This is a genomic window from Pandoraea horticolens, from assembly GCF_902459555.1.
In the GTDB taxonomy this organism is placed as follows: Bacteria; Pseudomonadota; Gammaproteobacteria; order Burkholderiales; family Burkholderiaceae; genus Pandoraea; species Pandoraea horticolens.
Genome location: NZ_CABPSM010000006.1, coordinates 274,635 through 296,078, shown reverse-complemented (window position 1 = coordinate 296,078; position 21,444 = coordinate 274,635). Strand labels below are relative to the sequence as shown.

Genomic DNA, 21,444 nt, shown 5'->3' with positions numbered 1-21,444 from the left:
GCTTTCAAAAAAAGGCGTCGGTCGATACCATGGGACCCAATTTCGATCACGCACCGTCCTCTATCCGTGTCAGCAGTGTCCGCCTGGGCAAAATTGCCCGTCGTTGTGTGGGTGCGGCGCCAATTCGCACCAAACACTCTGCAAATCACGCTGCTGCTTGCCTGCATCGTCGGTCTGCTGGGGGCGTTAGCGACCGTGGCGTTTCGCGAAGCGCTCTCGGGCCTGCAATTCCTGCTCGCCGGACACCGCAGCGGCATGGTCGAACTCGCGCAGAACCTGAACTGGTGGCAGCGCCTGCTGCTGCCCACCGCCGGCGGCCTGATCGCCGGGCTAATCCTGCAATACGCCACGTTGTGGGTACCGAAGAAGGGCGCCGACGACTATATGGAAGCCATTGCCATCGGCACGGGCGTGCTCAGCCTGCGCCAGACGCTCGTCAAAAGCCTGTCGTCGCTGTGCTCAGTGGCCTCGGGGGCGTCGATCGGGCGGGAAGGGCCGATGGTGCAGCTCGCCGCGATGTTCGCGTCGCTCGTCGGCCGTATTCTCGCGTTTCCCCCGGAGCGTCTGCGTCTGCTCGTCGCCTGCGGCGCGACGGCCGGGATCACATCGGCTTATAACGCCCCGATCGCGGGTGCACTGTTCATCTCCGAGATCGTCTACGGCTCGATTTCGACGGCAACGCTCGGCCCGCTGGTCGTGGCCTCGGTCATCGCGAACATCGTCATCCGCCAGTTCCTCGGCTACGAAGCGGTCTATCAGATGCCGCGCTTCGATTTCGTTTCCGGCTGGGAAGTCTTCTTCTATGTGGGTCTCGGCATGCTCGCGGGTGTGCTCGCGCCGCTGTTCCTGCGTCTGCTCGACACCGCCAAGGAACGCTTCGGCGCATTGCCCGTGCCGCTGTTCGTGCGTCTGGCGTTGGGCGGTCTCGTCGTGGGCGTGCTGTCGCTGCAAGTGCCGCAGGTCTGGGGTAACGGATACAGCGTGGTCAACTCGATCCTGCACACCCACTGGGCTTGGCAGGCGCTGGCGATGGTGCTGGTGTTCAAGGTGCTGGCGACCGCATCGTCGGCGGGTTCCGGCGCGGTGGGCGGTGTGTTTACACCCACGCTCTTCGTCGGTGCCGCGCTCGGTAGCCTTTACGGTCTGGCGATGAACGCACTCGCTCCGGCGACGGCCTCAGTGGCCAGCAGCTACGCCGTGGTCGGCATGGGCGCGTTTCTGGCGGCAACGACCTACGCGCCGCTGATGTCGATTCTGATGATCTTCGAGATGACGCTGAGTTACCAGGTCGTGCTGCCCCTGATGCTGGCCTGCGTGACGGCCTATCTCACCGCTCAGACACTGCGTGCCGACTCCGTGTACGCGAAGTCGCTGCGCCGCAATCGGGTTGCCGGCCGGTGGTTATCGATGACCGGCGAAGGCAGCGCGATGCGTCTGTCATCGCTTGCAGTGGACAACGACGCCATAGTGAGCGCCGCCGACCACTCGGAGATCATCGGAGAGCGCTTTATCGCGACAGGCTATCGTAACCTCGTGGTGCGTGCACCGGACGGGCGTCTTGCCGGAATGCTGGACGCCGCGAACTGGTGGAAGCGTCAGGCCACCGGCAAGCCGGAACTGTGGACGGAAGCGATCACGCCGTGCAAGGCGCTCGACGGCGAGATGACGTTAGTCGGCGCCCTGCGCGCCGTCGGCACGATGCACGCCGACTGGGTGCCCGTGACGGATGGGGAAGGCAAGTGGCTGGGCGTCGTCTCGCTGCCGGGGCTCATCGAGATCGTGACCGAAGAACGGGGGCGCGAATGAGCCATCGACCAGGCCCGAGCCGCATCCAGCCGGCAGAACCGGCAACCGCCACAGACGGCACGCCTTACTCGAGGGTATTCGACGACGTCTATCACAGCGTCAACGGGGCGCTGGGGCAGGCGCGGCACGTCTTTCTCGGTGGCAACGATCTTCCCGAGCGCTGGCGCGGCCGCGAGCAATTCGTGATCGTCGAGACCGGCTTCGGTCTGGGCCTGAATTTCCTGGCGACGTGGGCTGCGTGGCGAGACGATCCGCAGCGGCCCACGCGGCTGCATTTCGTGTCGGTAGAGAAGTTTCCGTTCCGTGCGCAGGATCTGCGCCGCGTTCTCGAGTCGATGCTCGTGCTGCCCGGCATGACCGAACTGGCGCCGCTCGTGCAACGGCTGTGCGACCTCTGGCCGTCTCCGGTGGCGGGTTGGCACCGGCTGGAAGTGGCGCCAAGCGTGGTGCTGAGCGTCGGCTTCGGCGATTTTTTCGATCTGATGCCTTTGCTGCGGGCCGGCGCGGATGCCTTCTATCTCGACGGCTTCTCCCCGGCCAAGAATCCCGACTTGTGGACGGCGAACGTCTTCAAGACGCTCAGCCGCCTGGCGCGCGACGGGGCGACGCTGTCCACCTACACATCTGCCGGACAGGTGCGGCGCGATCTGATTGCCACCGGCTTCACGATGGCACGGCGGCCCGGTTATGGCTACAAGCGCGACATGCTCGCGGGCGACTACGCGCCAGCGTACCGGATGCGCCGGTACGATCCGCCTGCGGCCCCGCCGCCGCGAGGCCGCGAGGCCATTGTCGTCGGTGCCGGAATGGCGGGCGCGGCGATGGCGCGGCGGCTCATCGCGCGCGGCTGGCGGGTGCGTCTGTTCGAACGGGCACAGGCACCTGGAACTGCCGCGTCGGGCAATCCGGCGGGTGTCTTTCATCCGCAACTCTCGGCGGACGACAATGTGTTGTCGCGCCTCACCCGCGCAGGGTTTTTGTATGCACTCTCGCAGTGGAGAACGTTGCCGGGCGGGCTGCCCGGACGGGCCGACGGCTTGTTGCAGGTCGCCATGACCGACGTGGAAGCGCAGGCCATGCAGCAGCTCGCTGCCGTACATGGGTATCCGGAAACGTATGCGAAGTGGGTCGACAAGACCCAAGCCTCGGCACTTGCCGGGGAAACGCTGGCACACGGCGGTATCTGGTATCCGGAAGGCGGCTGGCTCGCACCGGCCATGCTGTGCCGAGCGGAACTGGTCGCTGCCGGCCCGTCGCTTGACGCGCGCTATGGCGTGAACGTGCAACGGCTCGAACCGCGCAATGGCCGCTGGGCCGCGATCGACGAGACGGGACGCGTGCTCGCCGAGGCCGACGTCGCGGTGGTGACGGCCGCCGATGTCTCGCAGAAACTGCTCGCCCCGTATCTCGCGCCCGAGTTCCTGCCCGTCAAACGGGTGCGCGGGCAGTTGACCTTTCTGCCGCCCGACACGTTGCCCGAGTTGCGCGTGCCGGTCTGCGGTGATGGCTATGTCGCACCATCGCCTCTCGGAGGCGCCGGGCCAATCACAGGCGCGACATACGGCTTTGACGATCCGGCAGAGGAAGTGCGTGTAGCCGACCATCAAGCCAATTTGCGCCGTCTTGCCGCGCTGCTGCCGGCCCGTGCCGAGGTGTTCGGCGATGCAGGACTGGCCAGCGAAAGCGCCGCCGCCGAGCTAGGCGGACGCACGGCATTCCGCTCGTTGATGCCCGACCGGCTGCCGATGGCCGGGCAACTGCCGGATATGGCCGCCATCGAGCCGCTACGACGACGGTTGACCGGTGGGCACCTGCGGGACCTGCCGCGTCTAGAAGGCCTGTACGCAAGCTTTGCGTTCGGCTCACGGGGGCTGGTGTTCGCGTCGCTTTGTGCGGAACTGGTCGCCAGCCAAATCGAAGGCGAACCGTGGCCCATCGGTGCGGATCTGGCCGACGCCATCGACCCTGCTCGCTACGTGATGCACGCGCTGCGCAAAGGCTGACAAGCCCGAGAACCGGCGCGTCACCTCTCGCCGCCCGGTTCCCATCTATTCTGGATCGCGAGCCAAAACCCACGCATATCCGTTCGCCGCGCCCCTCACGCCTGCGTGTGACGGGTCCTAAAGTGTTTTTCTCCGAAAATTGGCGCTGCGGTAATAAATCGAATCTGACCCTATATGGGTAGAAAGCCCGCCCCGTGCGGGGAGCGACGCGCCTACGGCGCTTGCCCCCGTACCTTTCTGCGCTCGCCCGACATCCGTCCCGAAGCGTCACCTTCCCCTTGTTCGGCAGGGTGAGGAAACGCGACCATCCGAACGTTCCCGCACAGCAGACGTACTACCAACGTGACGGCCGTTTGAAATCGGCAGAAACCGAGTGTGGCAAAATGAACCCAACCCTTCGGGTTCGTCGCGCATTTGTCCTTCATCTGCAACCCCGCGCGCGACTTCTTTCCTTTCCACCACTTGATGCGCCGTCAAGCGGCGCAAAGCGAGCATTAATGACGTCGGAACTGTCCCTTTTTCCGGGCTGGCCGCCGGCGCCCGATCCCGTTTTCTTCGCCGGGCTGGCATTGGTATTTGCCGGACTCGCCGGGGAGATCTGTTTCCGGAAACTGCGCCTGCCGCGCATTACCGGTTACGCCGTGGTCGGGCTAGCCGGTGGCACCCTGGGTCTTTCGTCGATGCTGGACGCACAGACAAGCGCGGCCATCCGGCTGCTGATCGACCTGGCGTTGGGCCTGTTGTTATTCGAACTGGGCAGCCGCCTCAACCTGAAATGGATGCGGGCGAATCCCTGGATCATTGTCACTAGCGCGCTGGAGGCCTTGCTCACCTTCGTGGCCGTCTACGTGGTGCTGCGGGTCTTCGGCGTGTCGCCGCTGACGGCCGTGCTCATCGGCGCCATCAGCATGGCGACCTCGCCTGCCGTGGTCATCCAGCTCAAGAACGAACTGCGCGCCGAAGGTCAGGTGACGGAGCGCTTGCTGGCACTGGCGGCACTCAACAGCGTGTACGCGGTCGTCGCGGTCAAGCTTGTCTACGGCTGGATGCACCAGGCTTACCACTCCAGCTTCTGGGTAGTGCTGTTTCACCCGTTGTATCTGCTCATCGGCTCGATCGTGCTGGCGTTCGTACTTGCGAAGGCCTGCAATCTCGTCTTCCGCAATTTCGGCAGTCAGGATCATCATGCCTTCGTGGTGCTCATCGGTCTAATCATGTTGATGGTCGCGCTCGTGCATATGCTCAAGCTGCCGAACTCGCTCACGCTGCTGCTAGCCGGGATCATTTTCCGGAACGTCGAGGAGCGCCCACAGCTTTGGCCCGCGTACTTCGGCACGGCGGGCTGGTTGCTCGCGGTTGTGCTCTTCGTTCTGACATCTCTGGCGTTCCAGTGGCAATACGTTGTGATCGGCGGGTTGGCGGCATTGGCGATCATCATCGTACGCTCGCTCGCCAAGGTGGTGGGCACGGTTGCCGTCGCCCATCAGGCAGGCATCAGCTACAAGCAGGCCATCGCGCTCGGGTTGTCGTTGTGCCCGATGGCCAGCCTCGCGTTCGTACTCGTTGCCGACACGTACGATATCTACCCGCAGTTCGACCCGATGCTCAAGGCCGTGGTGATGTGTGCCATTGCGCTGCTGCAACTGGTTGGGCCGTTGGCAGTCTATTGGGCATTGGCCCTTGTCGGTGAACGGAAGGATTAAGCCATGTCATTAGAAGAATTCATTCCCTCGAAGCCGTGCACTTTCGGCGTGGAGCTGGAGATGCAACTCGTCAATCGTCACGATTACGATCTGACGAAGGCCGCTGCCGATCTGATGCGGCTCGTGGCCAAGGAGACACATCCAGGCGAGATCAAACCGGAAATGACCGAAAGCATGATCGAGTTGTCGACGGACATCTGCCATCACCACAGCGACGCCGTGACGCAACTACGACGCGTCCGCGATGTGCTGGTGGCCGCGAGCGAGCAACTTAACGTCGGCTTGTGCGGTGGCGGCACGCATGCCTTCCAGCGCTGGAGCGAACGCACGATTTACGACTCGCCGCGTTTTCACTTTCTCTCCGAGCTTTACGGCTACCTCGCCAAGCAGTTCACGGTATTCGGACAGCACGTCCACATCGGCTGTCCAGACCCCGACAGCGCGCTATACCTGCTTCACGCCATGTCGCGTTATATCCCGCACTTTATTGCGCTGTCGGCATCGTCGCCGTACGTGCAAGGGGTCGACACAGGCTTTCATTCAGCGCGTCTGAATTCGGTATTTGCGTTTCCACTCTCGGGCCGTGCGCCGTTCGTTCTGAAGTGGGAGGACTTCGAGACGTACTTCGACAAGATGGTGAAAACCGGTGTTGTCGAGAGCATGAAGGACTTCTACTGGGATATCCGTCCTAAACCGGGTTTTGGGACGATCGAAGTGCGAGTCATGGATACCCCCTTGTCGGTCGACCGAGCGGCCGCCATCGCCTGTTATATCCAGTCTCTGGCCCGTTATCTGCTCGAGGAGCGTCCGTTCATCCTGAGTGAGGACGATTACCTCGTCTACACGTTCAATCGCTTCGAGGCCTGCCGTTTCGGTCTGGACGGCGCCTACGTGGACCCACAGACGGGTGAGCGCACCACACTGGGTCAGCACGTCGCGCAGACGCTGGAAGTCATCAAGCCGCATGCAGCGGCGCTGGAGGCCGAAGCGGCCTGTGAAGAGATTCGTCAGCTCATTGCATCGGGCAAGAACGACGCAGTCTGGTTGCGCGACGTATACGCCGACGCGAAGTCGCTCAACGAAATGGTTCGCCAGCAATGCTTGCGATGGGTGGCATGACCTGATGTCGAGGGGAACGGCGCCGTTTCCCGACCGTTTGTCTGTGGCAACGCCCGTCGTTATGCGATCGGTGTGACGAAACCCCCGCCTTGGCGGGGTTTTTTATTGCCTGCTGGATTTGCAGCATGCGGATTCAGCGGCACTGGACGGAACGTGCCTCCCGTTTGTGCCGCTAACGATGGCAGAACGTTCTGGCAAGGCCAGGATCACGCACCGCGAGCGCTGCGTTTTCCGATGTCCAGGCTGAGCGGGTTTTCCGGTTTTCGCGTCGCTCGTAGTCAGTTTTTAAGGTTTTAATAGGTTTACTGTATGTATACATAGTAGTAGTTAACAAAGGCAACCCACTCCTGTGGATAACCACAGTTAACGTTGTGTAAACAGAAAGTTGCCCGAATGAGAACTGGATGGAAAAACAGCGGGTATCCCAAGAACAACTCGGGACAGTTTTTGCCCCTGTGGAAAGATTCGCAAGTTATCCCGAACCCATGCACATCTAGTCCGATAAGTTATCCATAAAGTTATCCACAGGCGCCTAAATTTTGTGCAAAGCACCCCCGAAAATGGGGTTTTGTGGATAATTTTGACGTTCTTACGTTGGCCGACCGGTTCGCGGATACAATCTCGCCACTCCGTTTTTCGACTTGCCGCGCGTGGTGTAAGAAGTGATTGATGTTGGTTTTTCTGGCTGTAACGAGCGAAATCGCCGGTACTGTCAAATTCTTCGATTCGCATGTCCCGAAGGTGTCACCTGCGGACACGCCGAGCCCTTATTTCCCCACTTTTCTGAGGAACCCTGCCACCGCCGACTGGCGACTGGCAGTTGTGTTTCAAATAATTTGCGTTCTGTCCGAAAGGCGGGACGGCGATTGCGTGCGCATGAAAAGCCTGTGGCGGCCGGAAATTTCTTGACGATCGGGAGAATTTCCGATGGCCGGCGACGCAAAACGGAGGTGAGAGACAGGTAGCGACATTTGCCTGCAAGCCATAGCCGGCGTGGCTTTGCGGGGAGAAATGAACATGATGCGGGATGCGACGCGGTTCGACAGACAACTGGACGCTACACCTATTCATCAATTGATGAAATTCGCATGGGATGCGAAACATTTTTCGACGGAAAATGCTTCGCACCACGAGTGCGCAGGACACCAATATTTTGTAAACATCGTGAGTAGGATTTGGGAGATCAGTACAAGAACTGATACGCCAAAATTAAACTCAGAACACACAATGGAATCGTGGTGGGGCGGCTAGTTCAACAGCGACTTGCCGTCGCGTATCGACACGGAAGTAGCTTAGGGTTTCCCCCGGGCGGGGCGCCGAAATGAAGAGATTGCAATGTTTAGACGTGTGATGCACCGCCCGTGGGTTCATTTGACAAGCTGTATTATCGACGTATAGTTTTTAGAAATCCTAACGAAAATCATGGCTACTCCGACCCCACTAGATGAAGCGCTCTCCAAGCGCGTAACGGCAGGTTTGTTGCGCATGGGAACCGCGTTACGGAGCCACGCCTGGGTTGGCGCGGCAATGGCTGGATTAACGCCGACGCAGGGCGAGATTCTTACGCTTCTGCTCATGCGCGGCGTGCCGATGCGATTAGGCGAGATTGCGGTGGATGCCGCACTCACATCGGCCACGGTCAGCGAGGCCGTGAGTACATTGGAAAGCAAAGGGCTTGTCGAGAAACGGCGTGATGCCAACGATGGTCGTGCTCTCGCGCTTCGTCTGACGGCGCGCGGCAAGACGGCCGCCAAAAAGGCGTCGCAATGGCCGAACTTCCTGACCTCGGCGTCGGACTCGCTCGGCGAGAAGGAGTCTGCCCAGCTCTATCGGACACTCGTCAAACTGATCTTCACGATGCAGGAGCGTCGCGACATGCCGCCGCAGCGCATGTGTCTGACGTGCAGCCACTTCTCGGTGGTGGAACGCAGCAAAGGACCGTACCACTGCAATCACTTCAATGCGAATTATGATGATTCGCGCCTACCGCTCGACTGCAACGCGCACGAGCTTGCCGACATCGCTACGCAGCGCAAAGCCTGGAAGCTGTACAGCAAGACCTGATCGGCAGACCGTCGTTCGCGTCGCGCACAAGTGGCGCGATCTAAGGGGAGAACGTCATCCGGTACCGGGTGACGTTTTTTTTCGTCACGCGTTGTCACGCACATGATCGCCGCCTGCCTGTACACTGCGCTTTTTTGTATCCACGAAACCTCGTCGCATAGAGATGGCAGCCAAGCGCAGAATCGAAGTCAGGAAGTCCGGCGTCCACGGTAAGGGGGTGTACGCGGTCAAGCGTCTCAGGAAAGGGGATCGCGTGATCGAGTACAAGGGCGAGATCATTTCGTGGCGTGAGGCCTTGCGCCGCCATCCTCATGATCCGGCGCACCCGACGCATACCTTCTATTTCAGTCTGGAAGACGGTCGCTGCATCGACGGCAAGGTCGACGGCAACAATGCCCGCTGGATCAACCACGCCTGCTCGCCGAACTGCGAAGCGCGTGAAGAGGGCGAGCATGTCTATATCTACGCCACGCGCGAGATCGAACCGGGCGAAGAGCTTTTCTACGATTACGGTCTGGTGATTGACGCGCGCTACACCGCAAAACTCAAACGCGAGTATGCCTGCCACTGTGGCAGCAAGGCGTGCCGCGGCACATTGCTCGCGCCGAAGCGCTGAGCACGTCGGGCATTACCGGTGGCACGGTAAGTTGAGTCTGCGGGGGATGAATCGCGGCATCGGTGCGGATCGGGCCGCGGTGAGGTGGCTGGCCGCGATGCCGTCCGATGCTGAGGGAAATGCCCCGAATGCGGTGACGGGGGGCAAAGAGATTTCAGGCGGGTTAGGCGGGTTAGTTAGCTGAGGCGCGATCGCCCGCGAACTGGTCGATGGCCAGCGCCAGATCGACGTCGCGTTGCGTCAATCCGTCGGCGTCGTGCGTCGAGAGGGTGATGTCCACGCGGTTGTAGACGTTGAACCACTCTGGATGATGATTCATCTTCTCGGCTTTGAGCGCGACCTGTGCCATGAAGCCGAAGGCCTCGTTGAAGTCGTGAAACGTGAAACTGCGTTGGATGGCGTCGCGTCCGATCACCTGGTGCCACTCGGGCAGCACTTCGGTCAGACTGGCGCGTGCCTCGGATGAGAGTCGTGTTGTCATGGCATTCCTTTCAAAGCGTTCAGTGCAAATCGGGCGGATTCGAGTCCACTGGGGCCGGCCAGGCGTCAGTGATGACTGCGCACGGCGTCAGGAGGATTGTCGGTTGAGCCGGGCGCAGTGCCCATGAATCGGCAGGGTTGCCGGTTCATTCGGGCTATTGTTCCACAGGCGGGCGTCGCGTGTGCGTGAGCCGTATCTGAAAGCGCGACGCGTAAAGGACTAATCGCGGGAAGCCGGGGCTGTGACGGGCGTTAGGGAAGACAAGGCCCGGAACGCACCGGGCCATGCCATCATGCCGGCAACAGGATTTGCGCGTCTTCGGGACGACGGGCGTTGGCCTCGAAAGCCTGCTGCTCTGCAAACGTCTTGAACAGCGCAGGCAGGTCGGCGCGCACGGCGTCGAACAGTTGGGCAAAATCATCGATCACAAAGTACGTCTGCTGGAAAGTGTCGATGCGGTATTGCGTGCGCAGCACCCGTTCGAGCGAAAATCCGAGGCGATTGGGCTCGGGCGACGTCAGCGAGAACTCGGTTTCGCCACGGCTCGAGACGATGCCGGCACCATAGATGCGCAGGCCGTCGCCGTCACGCATCAGACCGAATTCGACCGTGTACCAGTACAGACGCGCGAGCAGCGGCAGTGCCCCCAGCGATTGTGCGACGTTGCCGGCCTTGCCGTAGGCTTGCATGAAGTCGGCGAACACCGGATTCGCGAGCAACGGCACGTGACCGAAGACGTCGTGGAAGCAATCGGGTTCTTGCAGGTAGTCAAGCTGATTGGGACGACGCATCCACCATGTGGCCGGGAAACGGCGATTGGCGAGATGGTCGAAGAAGACGTGGTCCGGCACGAGGCCGGGCACGGCCACGACTTGCCAGCCGGTTGCCGCCATCAGTTTTTCGTTCAGGCGAGCGAACTCGGGCACGCGACGCGCGTCCATGTCAAGAGCGCGAATGCCGTCCATGAAGGCGTCGCAGACGCGACCCGGAAGCATGGCCGTTTGACGTGCGTAAAGTTGCTGCCACACCGCGTGATCGATCGCGCCGTATTGTTCGACGGGCTGATCGATGGTGAAGTCGGGCCGGGTCGTGAGACTGGCATCGAATTGCTCCTGGAGCATGGCGGTAATGGACATGATACGAACGACTCAATCAAGCAGTTGCAATGGTTAAAAGTGTAGTGCGCATCGCATGCGAAATGGGCGCATAATGCGCCTGTGGTGGAAGTCGTTTGCATAAATCTCGCAAAAAAATGTACTTTGTTGCGGAGAATCGTCATGCTTGATCTGGATCAATTCGATTTGGCTCTTCTGGACGCGTTGCAGAGGAACGGTCGGGAAACGCATCATCAGTTGGCGGAGCGCGTGGCGCTCTCGCCGTCGCAGATCGGTCGTCGCCTGCAAAAGCTCGAGTCGGACGGGATTATCGAGGGGTACCGCGTGGTACTGCGTCCCGAGGCGTTGGGCCTGACGGTGACGGCGTTCACGTCGCTGCGGCTGAAACATCACGGCGACAAGCCCATTGAGAATTTTCAGAAGCAGATAGAACTATTGCCGGAAGTGCTCGAATGCCACGCGGTGGTGGGCGAAGCCGACTACCTGCTGCGCATCGTCGTGCCGGATCTGAACGCCCTGTCGACGTTCGTGATGAAACGGCTCATGCAGGTGCCCGGTGTGGAGAATGTGCGCTCGAACATTGTGTTGAGCGCGTTCAAGCGCAGCAATGCGCTGCCGCTGCACTACGTGGTCACCAAACAAACGCAACGCTAAGCGGGTGCGGCGTCATGCCGCTTCGCTTTGCCGCGTTCCCCGGATTGGCCCGGCTTGCCGGCGGCGCTTGGGCCCGTCCCGGCAGTCCGTCCGCGTCAGTCGGAGGGCATCAGCCACGGCTTCACGTAGCGTCCATAGATCAACGATTGGATAAGCGCGACGGTGGAGCCAACCAACACTTCGATGACGCGCAGCATGGCGAGGCTCAGTTCTTCATGCAGGCCTTGCTCCTGCCCGCTCAGGGCCGCGGACATCAGAATCACCACCGTTGCCGGACCCAGACGCCAGTTGGCCGGATAGTTCTGCACCAGCATCGCGGCCAGTGTGGCAATGGTGATGCCCACGAGCATTGCTACCAATCCCGGTCCTATGAGCAGCAAAACGATACAAGCCACGATAGCCCCGGTAATCTTGTTGATCGAGCGCGCCTTGAAATTGCTGCGCGCCTGCAACGGATCGGGTTCCGTCACGATGATGAGCGAAATCATCGCCCAGTAGGGCTCGGGGAAGCCTGCGGCTCGCAGGCCGAACCAGACGATCAGCGAACCGCTGAGAATCTTGATCAGATAGACCAGCGCGTTCTTTTTCGGATGGAGAAAAGCGAGGGACATGAGGGGCGTACGGGGTGAACCCATGAAGGATGCCAGTGTGACATAGGTGTCCTCGCGAACCCAGCGCAGACGATTCCGGTGTGGCCATACCGCCATTCCTAAATATCGTGCCCCGTCGCAGATTTGAGGGGAGACAATTCGAATTGCCAAAGATCGCGGGTTAGAATCGCCTGACCAGAATTCGGGAGGAGTCCGCCATGCATCGTCGAACGCAACGCGTCTGGCTGGCCGCGCCGATGGCGTGGACGGCGCTGTGTCTTGGAATGTTGGTGACGTCTCCGGCTCAGGCGGCGCGTGTCACGAGCGTGAGTCCGCAGGGAGAGGTTGCCAGCGTAGACCAGGTGGTCGTCAAATTCGACGAAGCCATCGTGCCGGCGGGTGATCCGCGCGCTCAGGCACCGGCCACCGTGAGGTGCGCCGATACCTCGCTCACCGGCGAGGGCCATTGGCTCGAACCGAAGATCTGGGTTTACGACTTCCGACAACCTCTCCCGCCTGGCGCGAAGTGTTCGGTCGAGATACGCAGCGGCTTGTCCGCCGTCTCAGGTGCGGCGCTATCGGGCACCACACGCTATGCGTTCAACACGGGTGGCCCGGCCGTTACGACCATCCGTCCATCGTACGGCGCCATCGACGAAAACCAGATATTCATCCTCACACTTAACGGCGCGGCAACCCCTGCCAGCGTGCGCCAGAACGCCTGGTGCGAAACGGAGGGCGTTGGCGAGCGCATCGGCGTGAAGTGGATCGAGGGTGACACGCGAAGCGCGCTGATCAAGCGCTTCAATCTCGATAAGCAGGCAGCGCGCGTGGTCATGTTGCAATGCAACCGGACGCTGGCGGCAGGTTCGAAGATGCATCTGGTGTGGGGGGCGGGCATCAGCACGCCATCGGGGGTACCGACCAAGCAGGCTCGACGCTTCGAGTACGACGTGCGCGAGCCGTTTACCGCCAGCTTCAGCTGCGAACGTGAGAACGCAAACGCGCCGTGCACGCCGTTGCGCCCGCTGCGTCTGACGTTCAACTCGCCGGTCGCTCGCGATATGGCGGCCAAGATCCGCGTGCAAGGCGCAGGCGCGGAGCGCTCACCGAAGTTCAGTGATTCGGATCGCTCTTCGAGCGTGAACGAGATCACGTTCGATGCGCCGTTCCCTGAGAAAACCGAACTGACCATCACGCTCCCGAAGGGATTTACGGACGACAGTGGCCGAGCGCTCGATAACGCCGGCGAATTCCCGTTGAAAACGAAAACCGCGACGATGCCGCCGCTCGCCAAGTTCGCCGCCGCACCGTTCGGGATCGTGGAGCGTTTTGCCGAGCCCGGCATGCCGCCGATGTTGCCGGTTACGCTGCGCAAGGTCGAGCCGGTGCTGCAGATCAATGGACTCGGTGTCGCCGGAGAGGCCGCCAAAGCGAATGAGGGCGGCCGCACCTTGCAGTTACGTGTGGACGACGATGCCGAGGTCATGAACTGGATGTCGCGCGTGCGTCGCTTTGATGAGACGACGATGACGCGCAAGCAGATTGCGCAGGAGATGCCGTCGATTCTAACCGCCCCGGCGGCGAAAGACGCTTTCGGCCCGAATGCGGCGGTGATCGTCGAGGACAAGGTCACGCGTTACGACACGCGTAGCCTGTCGCTGCTGTCGGGATTGCAGGGGGTTCAGGCGTTGACCTTGCCTGTGCCCAAGGAAAAGGACCCGCGCCCGTTCGAGGTGGTGGGCATTCCGTTCCAGAAGCCCGGCTTCTATGTTGTGGAGTTGGCTTCGCCGTCGCTTGGGGCGGCGCTGCTCGGCAAGTCGTTGCCGATGTACGTGCGCACCACGGTGCTTGTCACGAATCTCGGTGTGCATTTCAAGATGGGCCGCGAGAACGCCGTTGCATGGGTGACGACGCTCGACAAAGGCCAGCCGGTCGCCAATGCGAAGGTGCGGGTGCTCGATTGCGACGGTACGGAAGTCGCCAGCGCTGTCACGGACAAGACGGGGGTCGCGAAGATCGACAAATCGCTCGAGCGATACCGGTATTGCGAAAGGACCATGCGCTCAGGGTACTTTGTTGTCGCGCGCACGCAAGGGAACGATCCCGACATGGCGTTCGTATCGTCCGACTGGGATCGCGGCATCGAGCCGTGGCGCTTCCATGTGCCGACCGATGGTGGCAGCAGTCCGACCGTGCGCGCGCAGACGGTTTTCGACCGCATGCTGTTCCGTGTTGGCGAAACGGTGTCGATGAAGCACTTCATTCGTCAGGAAACCATGCAGGGGCTGGCATTGCCGGCGAGTCTGCCGTCTCAACTGACAATCACGCACCAAGGTTCGGGACAAACCTACACACAGCCGATCCAGTGGCGCAACGGGCGGTTGGCCGAGAACACCTTCCAGATTCCGCAAGGCGCGAAACTCGGTGAGTATGCGGTAACGCTCGACTACACGGATTCCGATTCGCGCCCGAAGTCGTATCCCTCGTCGCTCGACGCAGGGCACTTCCGCGTGGAGGCGTTTCGTCTGCCGGTGCTCGCCGGCTCGATCGGCGTGCGCGATGCGGGGAAGGCCCCACTCGTCAACAAGACGGAAGCACCGGTCAACGTGCAGGTGAATTACGTCGCGGGGGGACCCGCCGGTAATTTGCCTGTGCGCGTCTCGGCGTTGTTGCGCGTGCGCGACCTGACGTTCGACGGATACGACGATTTCAGCTTCGCGCCCTATCGTCCGCCGTCGGCTCAGTCGGGGGCCGACGACGACGACCAGGGCAACGACGAGAGTTCGGGGTCGAGCGATCAGAAGCTGGTGGCCGACAAACAACGGCTTGTGCTGGATCGAAACGGTGCCGGCAGTCTGACGCTCAAGGATCTGCCGAAGGTCGATCGTCCGAGCGATCTGGTGCTTGAAGCCAGTTTTGCAGACCCGAACGGCGAGATTCAGACGCTTCGCGGTAACGCCACGCTTTGGCCCGCAAATCTGATCACTGGCGTGCGCAGCGAGAGTTGGGTATCCGTGACGAACAAGCTGCCGGTGAAGGCACTCGCGCTTGATCTGCAAGGCAAGCCGAAGGCCGGGGTTGCGATGGATGTGCGTGCCGAGGCGCGAATTACCACCAGCAGCCGCAAGCGAATGGTGGGGGGCTTCTACGCCTACGACAACCGCACCGAGGTCAAGGATCTCGGAACCGTGTGCAGCGGGAAGACGGACGAGCGCGGTCTGCTGTCGTGCGACGTATCTCTCTCTCAGCCGGGCGAGATCACACTCGTTGCACAGGCCAAGGACGACAAGGGCAATTTAAGCACCTCGACGACGAGTGTATGGGTGACGGGACGTGGCGAGGTCTGGTTCGGTGGCGACAACACCGACCGCATGGACGTGCTGCCGGAGCGCCGCGCCTATGAGCCGGGCGAGACGGCCAAGCTGCAGGTGCGCATGCCGTTCCGCTCTGCGACGGCGCTTGTGGCGATCGAGCGCGAAGGGGTGATGGAGACGCGCACGATGGAGATCTCGGGCAAGGACCCGAACATCTCCCTCAAGGTCGATCCGTCCTGGGGCCCGAACGTCTATGTGTCGGTATTGGCGGTGCGCGGTCGCATCCATGAGGTGCCCTGGTACTCGTTCTTCCAGTGGGGCTGGAAGCAGCCAATAGAGTGGTTCCGCGCCTTCTGGTACGAAGGCCGGGAATATCAGGCGCCGACGGGGCTGGTGGATCTGGGCAAACCTGCCTATCGCTTCGGGCTGACCGAGTTGCGCGTGGGCACGGCGGGACAACGTCTCGGCGTGGAGGTGAAGCCCGATGCGGCGACCTATCCGGTGCGAGGCCATGCCAAGGTGCGCATCAAGGTCACGCAGCCGGACGGCAAGCCGGTGGCGGCGGGATCGGAAGTTGCCGTTGCTGCGGTTGATGAGGCGTTGCTCGAACTGGCGCCGAATACGAGTTGGCGTCTGCTCGACGCCATGTGGCAACGCCGCAGCTATAGCGTGACGACCGCCACCGCGCAGATGGAGATCATCGGGCGCCGGCATTACGGCCGCAAGGCGGTACCGGCAGGGGGGGGCGGGGGCAAGAGTCCGACGCGCGAGCTGTTCGACACGCTATTGCTCTGGCAGCCGCGTGTAGTGCTCGACGACAAGGGCGAGGCGAGCGTGGACGTACCGCTCAACGACTCGTTGTCCAGCTTCCGCATCGTGGCGGTTGCCGATGATGGCAAGCCTGGTGCGCAGGCGCTTGGCTGGTTCGGCACGGGGACGGCGACTATCCGCACCACACAGGATCTGCAACTGATCTCGGGATTGCCGCCGCTGGTGCGCGAAGGTGACAACTATCGTGCCCAGTTTACCGTGCGCAATACGACGCAGCACGCCATGCAGGTGCAGTTGAGCGCACAGGCGACCCAACTGACGCTGGCGCCGCAACGCGTTGACGTGCCGGCCGGCGAGTCGCGTGAAGTGGCGTGGGAAGTCACGGCGCCTGCCGGGCTGGCTGACACGCGTGCTCAACGATTGCTATGGGAGGTGAGTGCTCAAGCCCCGGCGGCGGGTGGGGCGCCCGCCGCGAGCGACACGATCAAGGTCGGGCAGGACATTCAGCCATCGTTGCCTGCGAGCGTCCAGCAGTCGGTGCTCACGCAGGTCGAAGGCAGTCTGACGTTACCGATGGCACCGCCGTCTGGCGCCGTGGCGGACAGCACCGGCAAGCTGCGCGGCGGGGTGCGCATCAGCATGCAGCCGCGTTTGTCGCAGGGATTGCCCGGCGTGAAGCGCTGGTTCGAGCTGTATCCGTATGCCTGTCTGGAGCAACAGGCGTCGAAGGCGCTCGGCTTGCGTGACGTCGCTCAATGGAAGCGGGTGACGGGCATGCTGCCGTCGTATCTCGATGAAGACGGGCTGGCGAGCTACTTCCCGCCGCAAGAGGGCTTTGCCAATCAGGGCAGCGATACGCTCACCGCTTATCTGCTGGCCGTGAGCAATGAAGCGAAGGCGCTCGACCCGGCGTACGTTCTGCCGGACGACGCGCTGGCTCGCATGGAGGACGGCCTGGCGGCGTTCGTGGAAGGACGTCTCACGCGTCGCTTCTGGGCACCGCGTGACGATCTGACACTGCGCAAGCTCACCGCGATCGAAGCATTGTCTCGATATGGACGGGCAAACGCGCGCATGCTGAGTTCGCTTACCATCGCGCCGAACGATTGGCCGACGTCGGCGGTCATCGATTGGTATGCCATCCTGCAACGCGTGCCCGATGCGCCGCAGCGTGCCGAGCGTTTGACGCAGGCCGAGCAGATCCTGCGCGCGCGCCTGTCGTATCAGGGCACGCGGGTGGGCTTCTCGACGCAGGCGAGCGACGGGCTCTGGTGGTTGATGGTCGGCCCGGAGACCAACGCCGCGCGTCTGGCGCTGCTGATGAACGCGAACCCGGCCTGGAAGGACGAAATGCCCCGTCTCGTGATCGGGCTGCTGGGGCTGCAATCGCGCGGCGCCTGGTCGACGACAACGGCCAACGTGTGGGGTGGATTGGCGGTGGATCGCTTCTCGGCACGCTTCGAGCGCGACACACCGACCGGGCAAACCGCCATTCAGTGGCAGCGCGACAACCAGACGAGCGGCGCCGTGCAAACCGTCGACTGGGACAAGCTCAAGGCGGGCACCGTGCCGCCCACGGTCGCACTGCCGTGGCTGAGCCGCTCTACCGCCGGAACGGACAGCGCGCGCGATGTGTTGCGTCTCGAGCAGACGGGGGCGGGTAAGCCATGGGCGACGATCCAGAGCCTGGCTGCCGTTCCGCTCAAAGCACCGTTCGCGGCCGGCTACCGCGTGACGCGCAGCGTTCAGGTGCAAGACGCTGCGGATCGTTCGGGCGACAGCTTCGTGCGGGGTGCCGTGCTGCGTGTGCGGCTGGATATCGACGCACAGGCCGATATGCGCTGGGTCGTGGTGAGCGATCCGCTGCCCGGCGGGGCGACGGTGCTCGGCGGCGGGTTGGGACGAGACTCGGCTATCGCCACACAAGGGGAGAAGAGTGAAGGCGCGATGCCGGCGTTTGAGGAAAGAGCGCAGGACGCTTATCGGGCGTATTACGACTACCTGCCAAAGGGCCAGCATCGGATTGAGTACACGGTGCGTCTGAACAACGTGGGCAAGTTCGCTACGCCGCCGACGCGTGTCGAAGCGATGTACGAGCCTGCGATGTACGGCGAGACGCCCAACGCGCCCGTGCAAGTGGTGCCTGCGAAACCGTGACGAGTGGGAGCCGGGCAGATATGACGTCGAACTTCTTGGCACCGGCGGCGGCGCTGCCCCGCGAGGCACGCCGCTTCTGGTGGCTGGCCGCCATTGCGGGAGCCGCCTATGCGCTGTCGTTGCGCGGGGCGCCGTACGCCGATCAGGCCGTCGCGAAGGCGCTGTTGTGCGCGTTGCTCCTGTTCGCCGCCTTGCACCACCGAATGCCGCGCGAGCGGGTGTGGTTGTGTGCAGCCTTGTTCTTTTCCGGCGCGGGCGATGTCTTGCTCGCGTTGCCGACGTTGGCACAGGGCTTCGTGCTGGGGCTCGGTGCTTTCCTGCTGGCTCACCTCGCTTATTTCGCGCTCTTCTGGCGTTTGCGGCGACCTTGGGCGCAGGTGCCCGGCTGGCATCGCGTCGCGATCATGCTGGTGTGGGTGACGGCGGCGCTTGCATACGCGATGTACTGGCCCGGCATGGGGGAACTCAAGGCACCTGTGGCGTGTTACGTGATTGTGCTGGCGATGATGGCGTCGGCGGCGCTGCTCGCCGAGGTGCGCGGAGAGTGGGCCGCCGTCGGCGCGCTGCTCTTCACGATCTCGGATGCGCTTATCGGCACCACGCGCTTCGTTGGCACGATTCCGGCGCAGGAGTACGCCATCTGGATTCTCTACGCGCTTGCGCAACTGCTGCTGACCGCCGGGATCATGGCAGTGCGTGTGCCGCGACTGGCGCAAGAGGGCGAGGAGCATGCGCGCAGTGTCTGACGTTCGTGGTTGGGGTGTTGCGCGTCGTGTCGTATCGAGCGTCGGGTTGGCGCTTGGGTTGTTGCAGGCGTCGGCACCGGCATGCGCGGTGCCGTCGTTTGACGAGGTACGGCAGGACTGGCGCGCTTCCGACTGGATTCTGCTGGATCGCCGGGGTGAACCTCTGCAACGCCTGCGGGCCGACATGCAGGCGCAACGCGGCGATTGGGTGACGCTCGCCGAGGTGTCTCCGGCCTTTCGTCAGGCGTTGATCGCCTCTGAAGACAAGCGCTTTTATGAGCACAGCGGCGTCGACTGGCGAGGGGTGGCCGCCGCCGCGTGGGGTAACCTCTGGCACTCGCGCACGCGCGGCGCGTCCACACTGACGATGCAGTTGGCGGGGCTGCTTGACGACGATCTGCGCCCCAGTACGCGCAATCGGTCCGTCACTCAGAAGATTGGTCAGGCGGCGACAGCGGTATGGCTGGAGCAGCGTTGGCGCAAGGATCAGATTCTCGAGGCGTATTTGAACCTCGTGCCGTTTCGCGGCGAACTCGTTGGCATCTCGGCAGTGTCGCAAACGCTCTTCGGCAAGCTGCCCATCGGCCTTGATGCTCGTGAGGCAGCGCTGGCCGTTGCGTTGCTGCGTGCGCCGAATGCGGCCGCCTCGCGAGTGTCGCAACGCGCCTGCGGCATCCTGCGCGACATGGGGCAGGCCACCGATTGCAATGGTCTGGACGGCTATGCGCAACTCGTGTTCTCGAGACCGGCAAACGTGATGACGACGCGCGACGCCGTCAACCTCGCGCCGCATTTCGCGCGTCGCGTCTTCAGCGCGAGCCGCCCGCCAGCGGGCACGCGCATCACCAGCACGCTGGATGCGAACCTCCAGCGCGTAGCCGTCACCACCTTGCAGCAGACTCTGCGCGAGTTGGGCACGCCGGGCCGCTCGCGCAACGTTCAGGACGGGGCCATTGTCGTCATCGACAACGCAAGTGGCGACATTCTCGCCTGGGTGGGATCGTCGGGCGCTTTGTCCTCCGCCGCACAGGTGGATGGCGTCACGTCGTTACGGCAGGCCGGCTCGACACTCAAACCATTTCTCTACGCTCAGGCAATTGCCGAGCAGCGTCTGACAGCGGCGTCGCTCCTGGACGATTCGCCCATCGACCTGCCCACGGGCGGCGGCCTGTACATTCCGCAGAACTACGACCGGCATTTCAAGGGATGGGTGAGCGCACGCACCGCGCTGGGTTCGTCGCTGAACGTGCCCGCCGTGCGCACGCTCGTGATGGTCACACCGCGCCGGTTTGCCCGGACGCTCGTCGCGCTTGGCCTGCCGCTCACGCAGAGCGGCGACTACTACGGTTACAGTCTCGCGCTCGGCAGCGCCGACGTCACGCTGCTTTCGCTAACGAACGCCTATCGTGCACTGGCCAACGGCGGTGCTGCCAGCGGTGTGAAGGAACGTACGTCCGAGACGGTCCGCACGCGCGGCGACAACGCCAAGGGAACTGCCCGTGCCGAGGGGTATACGGCCGTCTTTTCACCGCAGGTGAGTTTCATCGTGTCGGACATGCTCGCCGACCGGCAGGCGCGCACTCGCACGCTTGGCCTCGATAGTCCGCTCTCCACGCGTTACTGGACCGCCGTGAAGACCGGCACCAGCAAGGACATGCGCGACAACTGGGCCGTCGGGTACTCGCGGCGCTATACCGTTGGCATTTGGGTCGGTAACGCGGACGGTGCGCCGATGTGGGATGTCTCCGGGGTGTCGGGCGCAGCGCCCATCTGGCATCGCGTGATGGACTATCTGCATCGTCAGACGGCAAGCCTGCCGCCAGCGCCGCCGCCGGGCCTCGAGCATGTTGCGGTGCAATACGCGGAGCATGTCGAACCCACACGCGAAGAGTGGTTTCTTCCCGGCACTTCGCAAAGCACAATTGCCCTGTCGTCACTCGCGACCAAAGCGCCCGGCGGGCCGCTCTGGCGAATTGCCGGGCCAGCCGACGGCACCATCGTGGCACTGGACCCCGACATCCCGCCCGCCAACCAGCGACTGTGGTTTCAGGTGGCAGCCGCATGGCCCAAAGGGGCAGCGTGGCGGCTCGACGGCAAGCCGCTTGTGGGGCGCGCGCGCACGGGCTGGCTGCCGTGGCCGGGGCGTCACACGCTCGAACTTGTCGACGCTGCCGGAGTCGTTCGCGACAGCATACGCTTCGAGGTACGCGGTGCGACGTTGACCGATGGCAAGCGCATGCGCAATGCGAGTCGCTGAGCGCATGTGCGCTCAATAGGATTGGTCAGGATTAATTTTTGATGT

At 62.7% G+C, this 21,444-nt stretch carries 14 protein-coding genes; 11 read left to right on the top strand and 3 right to left on the bottom strand.

Annotated features, from left to right (window positions below; genetic code table 11):
• Positions 1-105: 105 nt before the first annotated feature.
• The 7 genes from PHO31112_RS12840 (at position 106) to PHO31112_RS12810 (ending at position 9,311) form a co-directional block, all read left to right on the top strand.
• Positions 106-1,806: a ClcB-like voltage-gated chloride channel protein gene (locus tag PHO31112_RS12840; RefSeq protein ID WP_150620888.1), complete on the top strand. Its 1,701-nt coding sequence runs from the start codon at positions 106-108 to the stop codon at positions 1,804-1,806.
• The gene (gene mnmC, locus PHO31112_RS12835; protein ID WP_150620848.1) at positions 1,803-3,809 is read left to right on the top strand and encodes a bifunctional tRNA (5-methylaminomethyl-2-thiouridine)(34)-methyltransferase MnmC2/FAD-dependent 5-carboxymethylaminomethyl-2-thiouridine(34) oxidoreductase MnmC1; all 2,007 of its coding nucleotides are present in this window, start codon (positions 1,803-1,805) and stop codon (positions 3,807-3,809) included. The genes PHO31112_RS12840 and mnmC overlap by 4 nt, the downstream gene beginning before the upstream one ends.
• Positions 3,810-4,306: 497 nt before the next feature.
• Positions 4,307-5,512, top strand: coding sequence for a cation:proton antiporter (locus PHO31112_RS12830; RefSeq protein WP_150620847.1), 1,206 nt, complete (start codon positions 4,307-4,309; stop codon positions 5,510-5,512).
• 3 nt (positions 5,513-5,515) lie between these two features.
• Positions 5,516-6,631 carry a YbdK family carboxylate-amine ligase gene (locus PHO31112_RS12825; RefSeq protein ID WP_150620846.1) on the top strand — a complete coding sequence of 372 codons (1,116 nt, stop codon included), beginning with the start codon at positions 5,516-5,518 and terminating at the stop codon, positions 6,629-6,631.
• A gap of 669 nt (positions 6,632-7,300) precedes the next feature.
• Entirely contained in the window at positions 7,301-7,540 is a 240-nt protein-coding gene (locus tag PHO31112_RS12820) for a hypothetical protein (RefSeq protein ID WP_150620845.1), read from the top strand.
• A 513-nt stretch (positions 7,541-8,053) separates the two neighbouring features.
• Complete coding sequence (locus PHO31112_RS12815) at positions 8,054-8,695, top strand: MarR family winged helix-turn-helix transcriptional regulator (protein ID WP_174995692.1); 642 nt, start codon at positions 8,054-8,056, stop codon at positions 8,693-8,695.
• 163 nt (positions 8,696-8,858) lie between these two features.
• On the top strand, positions 8,859-9,311 hold the full coding sequence (locus PHO31112_RS12810) for an SET domain-containing protein (protein ID WP_150620844.1): 453 nt from the start codon (positions 8,859-8,861) through the stop codon (positions 9,309-9,311).
• 172 nt (positions 9,312-9,483) lie between these two features.
• Here the strand turns inward: PHO31112_RS12810 and PHO31112_RS12805 are convergent, their stop codons facing one another.
• Both PHO31112_RS12805 and phhA read right to left on the bottom strand, forming a co-directional pair.
• The gene (locus PHO31112_RS12805) at positions 9,484-9,792 is read right to left on the bottom strand and encodes a 4a-hydroxytetrahydrobiopterin dehydratase (RefSeq protein WP_150620843.1); all 309 of its coding nucleotides are present in this window, start codon (positions 9,790-9,792) and stop codon (positions 9,484-9,486) included.
• Between the two features lie 290 nt (positions 9,793-10,082).
• On the bottom strand, positions 10,083-10,928 hold the full coding sequence (phhA, locus tag PHO31112_RS12800) for a phenylalanine 4-monooxygenase (protein WP_150620842.1): 846 nt from the start codon (positions 10,926-10,928) through the stop codon (positions 10,083-10,085).
• 141 nt (positions 10,929-11,069) lie between these two features.
• Here phhA and PHO31112_RS12795 point away from each other — a divergent pair, with 141 nt between their 5' ends.
• Positions 11,070-11,561 carry an Lrp/AsnC family transcriptional regulator gene (locus PHO31112_RS12795; RefSeq protein WP_010806641.1) on the top strand — a complete coding sequence of 164 codons (492 nt, stop codon included), beginning with the start codon at positions 11,070-11,072 and terminating at the stop codon, positions 11,559-11,561.
• A 95-nt stretch (positions 11,562-11,656) separates the two neighbouring features.
• On the opposite strand, the gene PHO31112_RS12790 is transcribed toward PHO31112_RS12795, so the two are convergent.
• Positions 11,657-12,172: an FUSC family protein gene (locus PHO31112_RS12790; protein WP_150620841.1), complete on the bottom strand. Its 516-nt coding sequence runs from the start codon at positions 12,170-12,172 to the stop codon at positions 11,657-11,659.
• Positions 12,173-12,369: 197 nt separating this feature from the next.
• Between PHO31112_RS12790 and PHO31112_RS12785 the strand changes: the two genes are divergently transcribed.
• Genes PHO31112_RS12785 through pbpC form a run of 3 tightly spaced genes read left to right on the top strand, consistent with a single transcriptional unit; the run spans position 12,370 to position 21,399 of the window.
• The gene (locus PHO31112_RS12785; protein ID WP_150620840.1) at positions 12,370-18,396 is read left to right on the top strand and encodes an alpha-2-macroglobulin family protein; all 6,027 of its coding nucleotides are present in this window, start codon (positions 12,370-12,372) and stop codon (positions 18,394-18,396) included.
• A gap of 20 nt (positions 18,397-18,416) precedes the next feature.
• The gene (locus PHO31112_RS12780) at positions 18,417-19,142 is read left to right on the top strand and encodes a lysoplasmalogenase (protein ID WP_150620839.1); all 726 of its coding nucleotides are present in this window, start codon (positions 18,417-18,419) and stop codon (positions 19,140-19,142) included.
• On the top strand, positions 19,126-21,399 hold the full coding sequence (pbpC, locus tag PHO31112_RS12775) for a penicillin-binding protein 1C (protein WP_150620838.1): 2,274 nt from the start codon (positions 19,126-19,128) through the stop codon (positions 21,397-21,399). Before PHO31112_RS12780 ends, pbpC begins: the two co-directional genes overlap by 17 nt.
• Positions 21,400-21,444 lie beyond the last annotated feature (45 nt).